The organism is Halarcobacter sp. (assembly GCF_963675975.1).
GTDB lineage: Bacteria > Campylobacterota > Campylobacteria > Campylobacterales > Arcobacteraceae > Halarcobacter.
In genome coordinates this window covers 2,647,225-2,659,625 of record NZ_OY780939.1, presented here as the reverse complement: position 1 = coordinate 2,659,625, position 12,401 = coordinate 2,647,225, and the positions used below count along the sequence as shown (strand labels likewise).

14 protein-coding genes are annotated in these 12,401 nt (G+C 26.8%); 4 read left to right on the top strand and 10 right to left on the bottom strand.

All coding sequences use genetic code 11. The annotated features are described in order from the left end of the window. Window positions 1-65: 65 nt before the first annotated feature. The 10 genes from ACKU3H_RS13135 to ACKU3H_RS13090 form a co-directional block, all read right to left on the bottom strand. On the bottom strand, window positions 66-1,874 hold the full coding sequence (locus ACKU3H_RS13135) for a DUF262 domain-containing HNH endonuclease family protein (protein WP_320034321.1): 1,809 nt from the start codon (window positions 1,872-1,874) through the stop codon (window positions 66-68). Next, window positions 1,871-3,178: a DUF262 domain-containing protein gene (locus tag ACKU3H_RS13130; protein ID WP_320034320.1), complete on the bottom strand. Its 1,308-nt coding sequence runs from the start codon at window positions 3,176-3,178 to the stop codon at window positions 1,871-1,873. The genes ACKU3H_RS13135 and ACKU3H_RS13130 overlap by 4 nt, the downstream gene beginning before the upstream one ends. Window positions 3,179-3,532: 354 nt before the next feature. Then, on the bottom strand, window positions 3,533-3,700 hold the full coding sequence (locus tag ACKU3H_RS13125; RefSeq protein ID WP_320034319.1) for a hypothetical protein: 168 nt from the start codon (window positions 3,698-3,700) through the stop codon (window positions 3,533-3,535). 33 nt (window positions 3,701-3,733) lie between these two features. Then, on the bottom strand, window positions 3,734-3,943 hold the full coding sequence (locus ACKU3H_RS13120; protein WP_320034318.1) for a hypothetical protein: 210 nt from the start codon (window positions 3,941-3,943) through the stop codon (window positions 3,734-3,736). 369 nt (window positions 3,944-4,312) lie between these two features. Then, on the bottom strand, window positions 4,313-4,744 hold the full coding sequence (locus ACKU3H_RS13115; protein WP_320034317.1) for an RDD family protein: 432 nt from the start codon (window positions 4,742-4,744) through the stop codon (window positions 4,313-4,315). Window positions 4,745-4,841: 97 nt separating this feature from the next. After that, the gene (locus tag ACKU3H_RS13110; protein ID WP_320034316.1) at window positions 4,842-5,186 is read right to left on the bottom strand and encodes a hypothetical protein; all 345 of its coding nucleotides are present in this window, start codon (window positions 5,184-5,186) and stop codon (window positions 4,842-4,844) included. A gap of 147 nt (window positions 5,187-5,333) precedes the next feature. After that, on the bottom strand, window positions 5,334-5,885 hold the full coding sequence (locus ACKU3H_RS13105; RefSeq protein WP_320034315.1) for a hypothetical protein: 552 nt from the start codon (window positions 5,883-5,885) through the stop codon (window positions 5,334-5,336). Between the two features lie 226 nt (window positions 5,886-6,111). After that, entirely contained in the window at window positions 6,112-6,660 is a 549-nt protein-coding gene (locus ACKU3H_RS13100) for a hypothetical protein (protein ID WP_320034314.1), read from the bottom strand. A 139-nt stretch (window positions 6,661-6,799) separates the two neighbouring features. Beyond that, a complete protein-coding gene (locus ACKU3H_RS13095) occupies window positions 6,800-7,489 on the bottom strand; it encodes a DUF3592 domain-containing protein (protein ID WP_320034313.1) in 690 nt (229 codons plus the stop codon). A 705-nt stretch (window positions 7,490-8,194) separates the two neighbouring features. Then, entirely contained in the window at window positions 8,195-9,382 is a 1,188-nt protein-coding gene (locus tag ACKU3H_RS13090; RefSeq protein ID WP_320034312.1) for an aldo/keto reductase, read from the bottom strand. Window positions 9,383-9,470: 88 nt separating this feature from the next. Between ACKU3H_RS13090 and ACKU3H_RS13085 the strand changes: the two genes are divergently transcribed. The 4 genes from ACKU3H_RS13085 to ACKU3H_RS13070 are packed head-to-tail and all read left to right on the top strand — an operon-like array spanning window position 9,471 to window position 12,360. Next, entirely contained in the window at window positions 9,471-10,034 is a 564-nt protein-coding gene (locus ACKU3H_RS13085; protein WP_320034311.1) for a hypothetical protein, read from the top strand. A gap of 9 nt (window positions 10,035-10,043) precedes the next feature. Beyond that, complete coding sequence (locus ACKU3H_RS13080; protein ID WP_320034310.1) at window positions 10,044-10,466, top strand: ArsC/Spx/MgsR family protein; 423 nt, start codon at window positions 10,044-10,046, stop codon at window positions 10,464-10,466. Beyond that, window positions 10,451-10,750 carry a hypothetical protein gene (locus ACKU3H_RS13075; protein ID WP_320034309.1) on the top strand — a complete coding sequence of 100 codons (300 nt, stop codon included), beginning with the start codon at window positions 10,451-10,453 and terminating at the stop codon, window positions 10,748-10,750. Before ACKU3H_RS13080 ends, ACKU3H_RS13075 begins: the two co-directional genes overlap by 16 nt. Before the next feature lie 50 nt (window positions 10,751-10,800). Then, complete coding sequence (locus ACKU3H_RS13070; protein ID WP_320034308.1) at window positions 10,801-12,360, top strand: FMN-binding glutamate synthase family protein; 1,560 nt, start codon at window positions 10,801-10,803, stop codon at window positions 12,358-12,360. Window positions 12,361-12,401: the final 41 nt, after the last annotated feature.

Genomic DNA, 12,401 nt, shown 5'->3' with positions numbered 1-12,401 from the left:
GGTAAAGAATCTCACTTAAACTGTTGATTATATAGTAGTGTGTTCAATTAATTATCATATTTTTACTAACTTATATTCTTATAACTTTTATTAATTTCATTATCGAGGATAGTGAACATTTCGTTTTTATGTTTTTTTGCCTTATCTTCTGTCCATCCTTCATCATCAAATTTTGTCATTTCTTCCATAATTATTAGTTTTGGACTTTGATTAATAATACTGGGATAAGAATTAATTTTACCAACAGGTGGTAAATTAGAAAACTTCGAATTCCCCCAAACTGTTATTAAGGCTAAATTACCAAAACTGTTTAGATCATCTTGTTCCCAATATCTTATCTCTGTCGGATTTTGAGGATGAAAATGCTCAATAGAACTTCTAAATTGAAATTGCCAATCATCTTGTAGGGATACTACAATTTTTTTGTTATACAAAGAATAGCCATCTCGATAAATTAAATAATCTAGATAAGTAAATACAATTCGTTTTACTCCAAAACCACTACTATTTTGATAATTAGAATTTTTAACTTTCTTTTTACAATAATTTTCTAATAAGATTGTTATGTTAGTATCTTCTTTTTTTAATAAATTTGATAAAACTAATGTAATCCAATGCATAGTTTTCGGTGATGTATAAGTTATTCGTAAGCAAGATTGAAGGGTTCTTAGTCTTTTATTATCAATTACTTCATTTACTAAAGTTCCAACATATTTAGGTTTATCACTATTTTTTTTATTATCATGATATTTCTCTAAACGTTGTAATGACCATTTTCCTGTTTCTTTATAGTCTCTAGCAAATTCACGTTTTAATATATATTTATCAAATAAAACCCGACATTCTAATAATTTAAATATGAATTCTTTTGCTTTAGTAGGTGTTTCCCACGCCCATGATAGTTTTTTAAGAAAAAATTTATCATCAAGACTAGTTTCATCTTCAATTGATTTTTCGATAACTGCATTTACTTGCAATAAAAAGTTAGGAAATGAAATAGTTGACTCAAAGTGCTCATTTTCATATTCAAAATTTATGGAAGAATTATCTATTATTTTATTTTCCTTTAGAATATCATGTAATAATTTTTTATCCATTGATGTATCATCTATTGAAATTCTATTTTTTAATGAATCAAAATCAGAGATTGATTTATGAATACTACTCCAATCTTCAGTAAATATTTTTTTACGTACTTTAATGTCAAAATTCATTTGTACATAGGAATTTATATCTGAACATTTTTCCCAAATCATTGATGCAATTGTCTGATCATCTTTATTTTTAAGTGCATCTAATAATTTAGCTTTAGCTATTTCATGTAATTCTAATTGTTCTCCACGAGTATTCATAATTTCGAAGTAATGATTTAGATCAATATTTTGTGGAACTTGTACTAGAATGAGAAATACTTGTTTTAATTTCTGAAGAAAATTATCTTTATTAATTGTCTGATTTTTAAAATAATTTTCAATTATTTTAAATCCAGTTAAAATTTCTTGTGTTAATAATTCTTCACTTAAATAATTAATTTCAGATCCGATTGAAGAAAGAGTACGATTTGAGTTTTCACGTGCTTCAAATCGTAAAGATTCTTTTGGAAATTCAAGGCCTAAATATTTTTGAAGAAGATACAGTGTAGTTAATCGTTGTTGACCATCAATCACTTGATATAAATTATTATTTGCTTGGTTAACAATCAAATTTCCTAAGAAATAGCTTTTGTCATTATTATAAATAGAGCTTTCAATATCCTCAATCAACTGCTCAATTTGTACTTCAAGCCATGCATAATTACGCTGATAAATCGGTATAATATAGTTATTGTTAACAAAAATATCAGAGACAGGAATTATAATTAAATCATCTGTCATTTTTTCCATCCATTCCAGTCAAAGATAAATTCATATATTGCTTTGTACTTACTTTTATTATTTTTATGAATATCAGGCTTTGTAAGTAAAATCATTTTCAATTCTTCTGGGTCTGACATTTCATTTATTTTTGTAAACATATCAATCCCCAAATTTACTCTATCATGTTGGCCCTTTGCATATTTATTAATTGTTTGCTGATATACAGCATTCATCGTTAATCGTAATGAATAACACCATGAATAAAGTAAATGCATTACGTAAGAGCTTAAATTTTCAAGCCCAAATCTATCGGCATAGAATAATAAAGAGCATTCGTATAACTGTTTAATATAGATGTCACCTGAGCGTTTACTTGGAATTGTACTTTTTTCATGTAAATGATTGATTTGCTCCTGTATTTTCTCTAATAATTTTCCATAATGAAGTGAATAATTAAAAAATCTTCTTCCTGCAATTAAGGGTTGTGTTAATTGAAATTGATTAATGCAATTTGATGAAATTAATTCATTTACTCCATTTGAATTGATTTGTTCTATATATAAATTGCTAGCTTTGTGATATATAGAATAATTATAATTATTTGCCCCTTTTATCCCTTTAAAATAATTAATTTTACTTGAAGAATAACCAAGACCATCTTTTCTTTTATACCAATTTATTAATGGATACAGATAGTTTTTAAATAAATCATATAAATATTCTTGTTTAATATTTTCCCAACAATTAATAATTTTAATTTTTTCTTCTTCATTTTCATTTTTCATTTCTCTTAGATGGTAAGATTTTAGTAAATCATGAGGAGCAAGTTCTTTTCCTCGTGAATTTTGTGAATCAAAAAATTGAAATGCTTCTTGTTCTGTATTTGTGACTATCTTTACTATGGTACATTTCTTTAAAAGATATTCTTTAAATTTTTTGATTTTTCTTTCATCTATTTCCTTGATTCGTTTTGATAGAATTCTATAATTTAGAATAATTGCATTATTTGAAAGTTTGCTATATTTTTCTTTTAAAAGTTTTTGATTTATATTTCCTAACGAATAAAGAAGAATTGATAATGTAGTAAGCCTTTGTTGCCCATCAACAATATTATATTTTCCAGAATTTTCTTTATGTAAAATAATAGTCCCAATACGATATTCATCAATACCACTATTAAATGCTTCATATATATCAAAAAATAAAGTATTACAAGAGTTTATACTCCAACTATATGGTCTTTGATATGAAGGTAAAGTTAAATTTATTTTAAGTATATCTATTATTTTTGAAATTTCTAATTCATCTTTTAATAATGCCATTATTTATTTTACTCCTAATTATTTTATTTATGAAAATAGAGTCTGACACTTTTTTGATTTTATTGCATTGTGATATTCATTAGGTAAGTTGCAACTCAATTTCTTTTTAGTCTGTACCAATTGTTCTTTGAGAGGTTAATGGCACTGATTTCTCCTTATCTATAATGGTTAACTTGAGGAACAAGTAGGCAAAATGATTTGAACCTTTAATCTTTTATGTCTGTTTAATCAACACTTAAAAGTTTGTAATTTCAGCATTTTACACTTGATTCTTCAATCCTACTTTTAAATTTAGTTTACAAAATATTAGTTTAAAATCGCAAGTATACTCTCGTTTTTCTTTCCAATGATTTGTTAGACACCTTTTATCTTTAAAACTATCAATGTAGTAATAATTGCAGTTGTTATTGTCCAAATTATATTTGTAACTCTTTTTTTTAATTGACCTCGTTTACTTTTTTCTCTTAATTCATCCAAAAGTTTATGTCCAGAAGTTGTTAAAGAAATTTGTTTTAACTCCAAATAATCTTCTTTATCCTCATTTTTGTATTCAATCTATTCTGTTTTTATATAACCTTCATCTTCAAGTTGATTTAAAATAAATAATATACTCCAATGTTCATCTTTATTTTTATGATTATCTGCAAATTTAACATATCCTTTATGATACCAATGTGCCATTTCAAGATATCCTTGAATAGAATCAAACCCTAATGCAGTATGCATATCTTTTGGAAAATATCGTGTACTATAAAAATCTTTCATATTATTTATTTTCCTTTTTAAAATTGCTATTTTCAACACGATGTCTAACTATTTATTGAATGTACATTATATAAATGAAATACTTAAATCCACTTATTTATTATATATTGTAGTAAGAGGTTATTTTGGTATATTTATTAAAAAACATCAAAACTATTTGATATTCTCCAAAATAAGATTTTTCTAGTTACTTATTTATTGGAAAAAGTAAAATAAAAAGCAACCCACAGAGTTTTGAAGGCAAAAAAGAATTACAAATGTGTAGAGAACTTTAACTTCAATAACGTGTCTGGTTGCTTTTTCTCAAAGAGAGTGTAGGCATTTTAAAATATATTTATTTCTCAAAAACCTTTTTCTGTACTTTATATATTACATTATTTTTTTGTTTCTTACAACAACTGTTTTTGCTAATTTGTCATGCCAACCTTGTTTTCTTTTATCAAAGCCTACCCAAATAATTCCTATAAAAAGTGGAATCATTGCTATAAAATAACCTAAGTATCTCACAATGGCTTGTCCAACAGATAATGCTTGTCCATCTTCTGAATTAAGAACTTTTAATTTAAGAATCATTTTCCCTGGAGTTGCAGATTTATAAAGCCAAAATAATATTACAGCAAGAGCTGGCAAAACATAGTTTATTAAAAAATCTGCTGGTCCCATTATAAAAGATTCATTTTCCCACATTGAATCACCATAAATCATCATAGTTATTGGTAGTGTTAACATTGCTAATATAATTGTATCAATTATTGATGCTGCAACCCTTACCCAAAAACCTGCATATTCATATTCTTCCATTACTTATGTCTCCTTTATGTAACTATTAATTATCTAATATATTATATATAAATAATATTTAAAATTATATTATGTTTTTCTAATAAGATAGTAAAAATTATATGATGTTATGTAAAATAGTATCTGACACTTTTTTGATTAATCTCTTCGTATCTTTTAGAAGATACCGTACCATACTTCCCATAAATAAAATAAATACCTGTATTAAGGCAAGTAAACTTGATAAAGTAACTCCTAGCCATATAACAATATTCTTACCGTGTTTTTTGATATGAAAGTTTCCATAGATTATACTTAATGTCAAAAATATAATAACAGTTAATGCCATCAATATAAAATTGACTTGTATATTATCAATCCACTCACTTTTCCAATTAAAGAATATCACTCCACTTAGAAAAGACATTGTAAAAGGTATAAATTCTGAAATTTTTTTGTTCATATTCTATTTCTTATACATAACGTTGGACTTTAAAAACAAGGTTACAAGTCCACTTGATTGTTTCAGTTTTCATTTTAGCTTTTTGTTCTAAAAAGTTTAAATTATCCGCAGTATACTTTTGTTTTTTCTTTACAAGGTTTTGTTATACTACTTAACTACTTTCGGACAATTATCCAGTCTTGTATCACATATGAATACATTTTGTAGATATTTCATCGATGCAATAACTTCTTCTTTTGTAGGACTGTATGAAAAAGCTTTTTGTACAACATAAAAACTATCATTTCCTTTAATAGCTTTGAAATATGTAAATTCTTCTTTATTTGTCATTTTATTTTTTTTACAATATGCCATAAATAGTGCATATTCATAACCATTTTCTTTCCCATCTGGTAAAAATTTTGTATAGTTGTCTTGACAACTTTTCTTCCATGAAGAATTCATATATTGAATATACTCTTTTGCTGATAAGTTAATATTTCTATGATAAATATTAGTTGTAATCATTTGTGACCAATTTTGTACAGTTTCACCTTTAGGAATAAACTCAATTAAACTAATATGAGTTTTCTTATTATAATCTTTAAATCCAAGTTTAAAACCTTTCGGTATCCCTTGCATTAAATTTTCATCTTTTAAGTTTTGACCAAAAACTGATATTGCAAAAATTAAAAGTAAAAGTATTGATTTTCTATTCATATTTTCCTCTCCGTATAACTATTAATTGAATATATATTATATAAATAAAGTACTTAAATATAGTTATTTATTATATTTTTAAAAGAGTTTATTTTATATTGATACTTAGCACTTTAATATAAATAATGTATGTTAAAAGTAAAAAATTACTTGATATAATGACTCATTGTATTTTTTAGTATCATTTTATTTAAACTGGTGTGAAACTGACGATTATTATAAAAGTTTAATTTATTGGCTCCACTGTTTTGTTAGTTTTATGGTCAATTTTTACTTTGTTAACAATAGAACCAAAGAATGACTTATAACCTTCAACTATAGCTTGGTCTTTCAATTTGATTTTTTTATAGGCTCCTTGTGATACACAAGCTATTGTTGATATGTCTTTATTTTTTAATTCAATTTTGAAAGTGCATGGAGATTGATAAGCACCTATATTCTTATTTACCACTACAAACTTTTCTTTAAAAGGTTGCTCAATTAGTTTATGCATCAAAAAAGCCGTAGGATAGATGAGTGAAAAATGCAATAATCCAAAAAATATCATAATCACACCAGCATATCCAAAAAATGAGCTGACTGAATCTATCATATACTTAATATTTCTATTCTTTATATTGATCCATAAAAATATAGAAAAAAGAAAAACTATAAAAATTTCAATAATTAATACAATATGATTAAAGTTTTCTCTCAATCTAAAATCTGTAATATAATAAATAATAAATGAAAACAATGAATACAGAATAATTAAGTAAAATATTTTTATTGCCATTTTTTCTCTTTTTATAGACTAACGTTTGAAATGAGCCCATAAGTTAGTGCAGGGTAATTTTACTGGCTTCACTGATTTGAAATGTGAGTGAAAATTAAATCCCAGTGGAGTGTAGTTTATTATCACTTAAATCCTTTTTCTAAACTATATAGCAATAATAGATAAATTTTAAAAAAATTGTACTAAAAACTAATAAAAATAAAATAGCTATAAATGAATAAACAATAAAACTAAACACATTCAATTTTCTGTAAATAACTGATTGATTAGGGTTTTTAGGATTGTAATAAATTTCAACTTTTTTTGTTTCGACCCAATTCCCAAAATCAAAATTAGGCTTATGATATCTAGAACTACTGTTAGGATCTAATTTATATTCAAACTTTTCATTTTCAAAGGATAATCTATTCCCTTTATAGATAGTTCCATTAACTTTAAAACTATAATTAATTTTTGGATGCCAAACATTATAACCGTTCATTATTGAATAAACAAACCTCACCTCTGAAATGTAAATATCATTAATATTTGCAATAATTTTAATCCATGATTTACTTATAAAATAAAAGTATATTGGAATAAAACTTTTAATCAATAAATACACACCTGACAATATAAATAAAGATAAAAGTATATAGAAAGGAGCTTTTCTTGTCTCGTATTCTAAACAAAATTCAGAAATGTTATTTAATACTATAGAAAATAAAAATACTGAGCCAAGTATTGCAAAAAAACTTTTAATTGAAAAAGGAAAACCTCTTACACCTCTATTTTTAATCATTGTTTTATAAAATTCATTATTTAAAAAATTAAGCATATCTTTTTGCATAAAGTCCCTCTAATATATATCAAATTTTGTAAAATTTAGTTTTCTAAAATTAAGATAACATTTAAAATGAGCAATCAAAAAGCCGCCCGCGAGTTTTTGATTGATCTCCTTTGATTTGTTAGGTTTCATATATTCTGCTTCTTTCTTGACTTATATCAATTAATGTTAAATTGGTACATGCAGCTGAGACCAAATTATTGAATATAAATTGTCCAATTTCGGCAATACCTGTAATTATTATTACAAGCGTCAAAACTCATTATTCCATTAAGCAATAGAAGAGTAAGTAAGTATGCTTAATGTCAAACTTCATATCAATAGAAAAAATGCAAATATTACGACGAGTATTTTAATTAAGCCTTCTACCAACCCTGCCGGGCCACTTGCGTAAATAATAGATCTCCCTCGAGATATAATCAATAACAAAATTATACTGATCATATTGTAAATTAATAAAATTCTTATTTTGTGTTTCTCAAATAACTGCACGATTATTATCATAACTATTTATTGAATGTATATTATATAAATAAAGTACTTAAATCCAATTATTTATTATTTATTATAGTAAGAGTATATTTAGCTATATTTATTCAAAAACATCAAAAAATAGAATATCTTTAAATAAAGTTGTATCTTTTTGCATTTTAATTAATTCTTTATACTCAAAAACCTTTTTAAATCAACAAATAAAAAATAAAAAATCTATTTTTTCTTCACCTCTACACCATTATAAGCCAACACCTTTTGAACATACCTCTTATCCCTCATACCCACAAGTATTCTTGTAACAAACTCTTGCTCTTCTAAGTATTTTAAAGCATATAAATCTATAGGCTCTTTTATCTCTAACTCTTCACTAACTTTTTTAGAGATTTTTGATTTTACATTGTTTTTATAACCATCTAAAAAGTTATCAACTAGTTGGAAATATATAGGGTCTAGTTGGATTGTATTTACAATATACGGGATAACTTGATACTCAACTATATCATCCACATCTCCTGCCCATCTGTATTCATTTTCTATACCTAGAAGTTGTTCTAAAGCTTCTTGGAAAGCATCATTTGGTATCTCTCTTACTTGACTTAAAAGAGTGTCATAATTGATACACTCACTATAACTTGCAAGTCTTATCATATCATCTTTATAAATAGCATTTAGGGGTCTGTTTACATGAACTTCTAGACCATTTTCGTGTGCCCATTTGGCTGCATTGATTCCATCGTGTTCAAACATATTCATAGGAAGTTGTATTACTTTAAAGTTATGGTTTTCTCCTGCTAACTCTTTTGCGTAACCAATTAGATGTTTATATTCTAAAAAGTGAATATCACTTCTTTTTTTTGAAAATGAGTTTGAACTGATACCATAAGCTTTTATTTTCCCATCTTTTACTCTTTGTTCAAGTAGGGCAAAAGCATTTTTGATTCTTACTTGCATGATTTTGTGATGGTGTAAAATCTGCTCTTCACTCATACCTGCTTTAATCTCTTTCATCAGGTAATACTCTGGATTGTGAAGTAAATAAACATCAATATAGTCTGTTTTTAGTCTTTTTAAACTATTGTGAATCTCTTGGTCTATAAACGATTGAGAGATTGAGTGATAACAATCTTGGTCGTATTTAACCAACTCATCAATCTCATATCCATTTTGAGCTTGTTTTAAAAGTTCACCTTGTATGTAACCACCTTTAGTAACAATTGTAAAATCTTCTCTATTTCTATTTTCTAACATTTGTCCTATTAAAATCTCTGCTTCACCATGCATATAGTTTGAAGAGGTATCAATATGTGTGATACCATTGTCAAGTGCAAATGCTAGAGCTTCTTTATGTAGGGGATTTTGATATGTTGTTCTGTAAGTTCCAAATGAATATTTTGATAGCATAATTAACCTTTTTATAATTCGAAAGGGTATTATATACAATTTCTATACCACTATCAATAAAAGGTATGATTATTGCATATACAATTTTATGGAAGAAAATTATGATTTAAACGTATACGATAGGTTTCTTGGTGATTTTAAAGAGGATGGAAACCATTGGGATAAAATAGAGAAAAGAACAGCTACACTTTTTCAAGTATTGATTGATGGAGACTTAAAAGAGTTGGTTTTTGTTTTGAAACATTATCCAAAATATGTAAATTTAGTTTGTGACCATTTTAGGTATCTATATAATTATTCAGCACAAGATGCAGACCTTTATGCAGCGTCGAAGTTATTAGATATGAGTGAAGGTTACCAGCCAAAACAATTTGTTAGAAATTTGGTTAGAAAACTAAAAAAAATAGATGAATATGATATCTCTAAATTAAAACTTTTTTTAGATGAATTATTAAAAAATCAAGAAAAAATTCATCCTATTATTTTAGGATATTATAAAATGGAGATAGAGAACAATATCTCAAACAACAATTATCATAAGTTACAAGTAAAAGTTATAGAAAAATCTCTTGTTAAACTTATCGTTGAGACAAGTTTTGATTTTACAGCTAGTGATAGAGATGCAAATTTAGATATACCCTATATGGATTAAGGAGCAAAAATGTTTTATGTAAAAAAGAGTATTACATTTTATGAAAAACCCGGATGTGCAGGTAATAAAAAACAAAAAGAGCTATTAATGGCAAATGGCATTGAGTTTGAAGTAAAATCGATGCTTTCAACAAACTGGGATACTACTACACTGAATAGTTTTTTTGAGGGCTTAGAAAAAAATCAGATAATAAATCAATTTGCCCCGCAAGTTAAAAGTGGCGAGATAAATATAGAAAAGTATTCAAAAGATGAGTTAGTAGAACTTATGATAAAAGAACCAATTCTTATAAAAAGACCACTTATCCAAGTTGATGATACAAAAATATGTGGTTTTGACATTCCTAAATTAAACAGTGCCTTAAATCAAGAGTTAGATACTAAAAAAGAGATTGGTACTTGTCAAAGCAGTGATTCATGCACAAGTGTTTAGTAGAGATTTGTGAAGAGTTTGAGACTTTAAAAGGGTTTTTAAAATCTCCAACTAAAGAGCAAGAGGAAACAGTAAATAAACTATTTGCTCAATTTATGGAGTGTTTTCCTACAATAAAAGAGGAAAAACTAGAATATCCCCATGAGTTTGTTGAGGATGTTAGACTTTATAATGAAGGAATTGAAATAGTTCATAAAAAATTTGAAGATATACAAATACGTTACTTGATGTTAAGTGATTTTTACGATTTTGTTAGACTAACACACAAATACAAAAAGGTTTAACTTCCAAAAAAGGTATAAATTATATAATAAAATAAAAAGTGAGATAATTTATGCCTAAATTTTTTAAAGACTTCATCATAATAGGAGCAGTTATTGTTTCTATTTTATCAATACTAAATTTATACTTTTTATGGTTAGCTTTAATCTTTTTATTCTTGGTTGTATTAGGATTCTATGATTTAAAACAAACAAAGCACTCTTTGTGGAGAAACTTTCCAGTTTTAGGTCGTATGAGATGGGTTTTAGAAGAATTAAGACCACCTATTAGGCAATATTTTATCGAATCAGACATTGATGGTGTTCCTATAAACAGACAACAAAGAGGTGTAGTTTACAGAAGATCAAAACGTGTCCAAAGTACAATCCCTTTTGGTACAAAATTAGATGTTTATGAACCAGGATACGAATGGATAGGCCACTCATTAAAAGCTATAAAAGCTTCGACTTTAGAGCAAAATCCAAGGGTAATGATTGGTTCAAAAGATTGTAAAAAACCTTATGCCTCTTCACTTCTAAATATATCTGCTATGAGTTTTGGTGCTTTGAGTGCAAATGCAGTATTAGCTTTAGGGCATGGAGCAAAAATAGGTGATTTTGCTTTAAATACAGGTGAGGGTGGATTAAGTCGTTATCATCTTACTACAAACTGTGATTTAATCTGGCAAATAGGTACTGGATATTTTGGATGTAGAGATGAAAATGGAAACTTCCATGAAGAAAAATTTACCCAAAAAGCAAATAATGAAAATGTAAAAATGATAGAGCTAAAACTTTCACAAGGTGCAAAACCTGGACATGGAGGTATACTTCCAGCTAATAAAAATACACCAGAAATTGCAGAAGATAGAGGTGTTCAGGCACATACAAGAGTTGATTCTCCTCCTACACATACAAGTTTTTCTACACCTGAGGGGTTAATAAAATTTATCAAAAAACTAAGGGATTTAAGTGGTGGAAAACCAGTTGGCTTTAAATTAAGTGTTGGAAGAAAAGAGGAGTTTATAGATATTTGTAAAGCAATGGTGAGTTTGGATATTAAACCTGATTTTATCACTGTTGATGGAGGTGAGGGTGGTACTGGTGCTGCTCCTTTAGAATATACAAATTCTGTAGGTATGCCATTAAGAGAAGCTTTGGTTTTTGTTATTGATTGTTTAGTTGGTTTTGGATTAAAAGATGATATAAAAGTAGTTGCTTCTGGAAAAGTTCTAAATGGTATGGATATAACAAAAGCTTTAGCTCTTGGGGCAGATTTATGTGCAAGTGCTAGGGGTATGATGTTGTCTTTAGGGTGTATTCAATCCCTACAATGCAACAAAAATACTTGCCCAACAGGTGTAGCAACACAAGATAAAAGATTAACTAGAGGTTTAGTTGTAGAAGATAAAAAACAAAGGGTAGCAAATTTTCATGAGTTGACAGTTGAAAGTTTTATTGAGATACTTGCATCTGCTGGGTTAGATAAGCCATCTAAACTAAATAGAACACATATTTTTAGAAGATTAGATGAAACTAAATATAAAAGATATGATGAAATATTTACACCTATGAAAGCTGGAGATTTATTAACAGAGCCTTATCCAAAAGAGTACGAAAGATTTATGAATTAGGGAACAGTTCTTGCATTCTCAAAAGTAATATTATTTACAAG

Coding starts and splice junctions, on each gene's coding strand:
- ACKU3H_RS13075 (WP_320034309.1), top strand. CDS start 10,451: ATGCACAAGTGTTTAGTAGAGATTTGTGAAGAGTTTGAGACTTTAAAA.
- ACKU3H_RS13090 (WP_320034312.1), bottom strand. CDS start 9,382: ATGCTATCAAAATATTCATTTGGAACTTACAGAACAACATATCAAAAT.
- ACKU3H_RS13085 (WP_320034311.1), top strand. CDS start 9,471: ATGGAAGAAAATTATGATTTAAACGTATACGATAGGTTTCTTGGTGAT.
- ACKU3H_RS13135 (WP_320034321.1), bottom strand. CDS start 1,874: ATGACAGATGATTTAATTATAATTCCTGTCTCTGATATTTTTGTTAAC.
- ACKU3H_RS13080 (WP_320034310.1), top strand. CDS start 10,044: ATGTTTTATGTAAAAAAGAGTATTACATTTTATGAAAAACCCGGATGT.
- ACKU3H_RS13100 (WP_320034314.1), bottom strand. CDS start 6,660: ATGGCAATAAAAATATTTTACTTAATTATTCTGTATTCATTGTTTTCA.
- ACKU3H_RS13070 (WP_320034308.1), top strand. CDS start 10,801: ATGCCTAAATTTTTTAAAGACTTCATCATAATAGGAGCAGTTATTGTT.
- ACKU3H_RS13110 (WP_320034316.1), bottom strand. CDS start 5,186: ATGAACAAAAAAATTTCAGAATTTATACCTTTTACAATGTCTTTTCTA.
- ACKU3H_RS13115 (WP_320034317.1), bottom strand. CDS start 4,744: ATGGAAGAATATGAATATGCAGGTTTTTGGGTAAGGGTTGCAGCATCA.
- ACKU3H_RS13120 (WP_320034318.1), bottom strand. CDS start 3,943: ATGAAAGATTTTTATAGTACACGATATTTTCCAAAAGATATGCATACT.
- ACKU3H_RS13130 (WP_320034320.1), bottom strand. CDS start 3,178: ATGGCATTATTAAAAGATGAATTAGAAATTTCAAAAATAATAGATATA.
- ACKU3H_RS13095 (WP_320034313.1), bottom strand. CDS start 7,489: ATGCAAAAAGATATGCTTAATTTTTTAAATAATGAATTTTATAAAACA.
- ACKU3H_RS13105 (WP_320034315.1), bottom strand. CDS start 5,885: ATGAATAGAAAATCAATACTTTTACTTTTAATTTTTGCAATATCAGTT.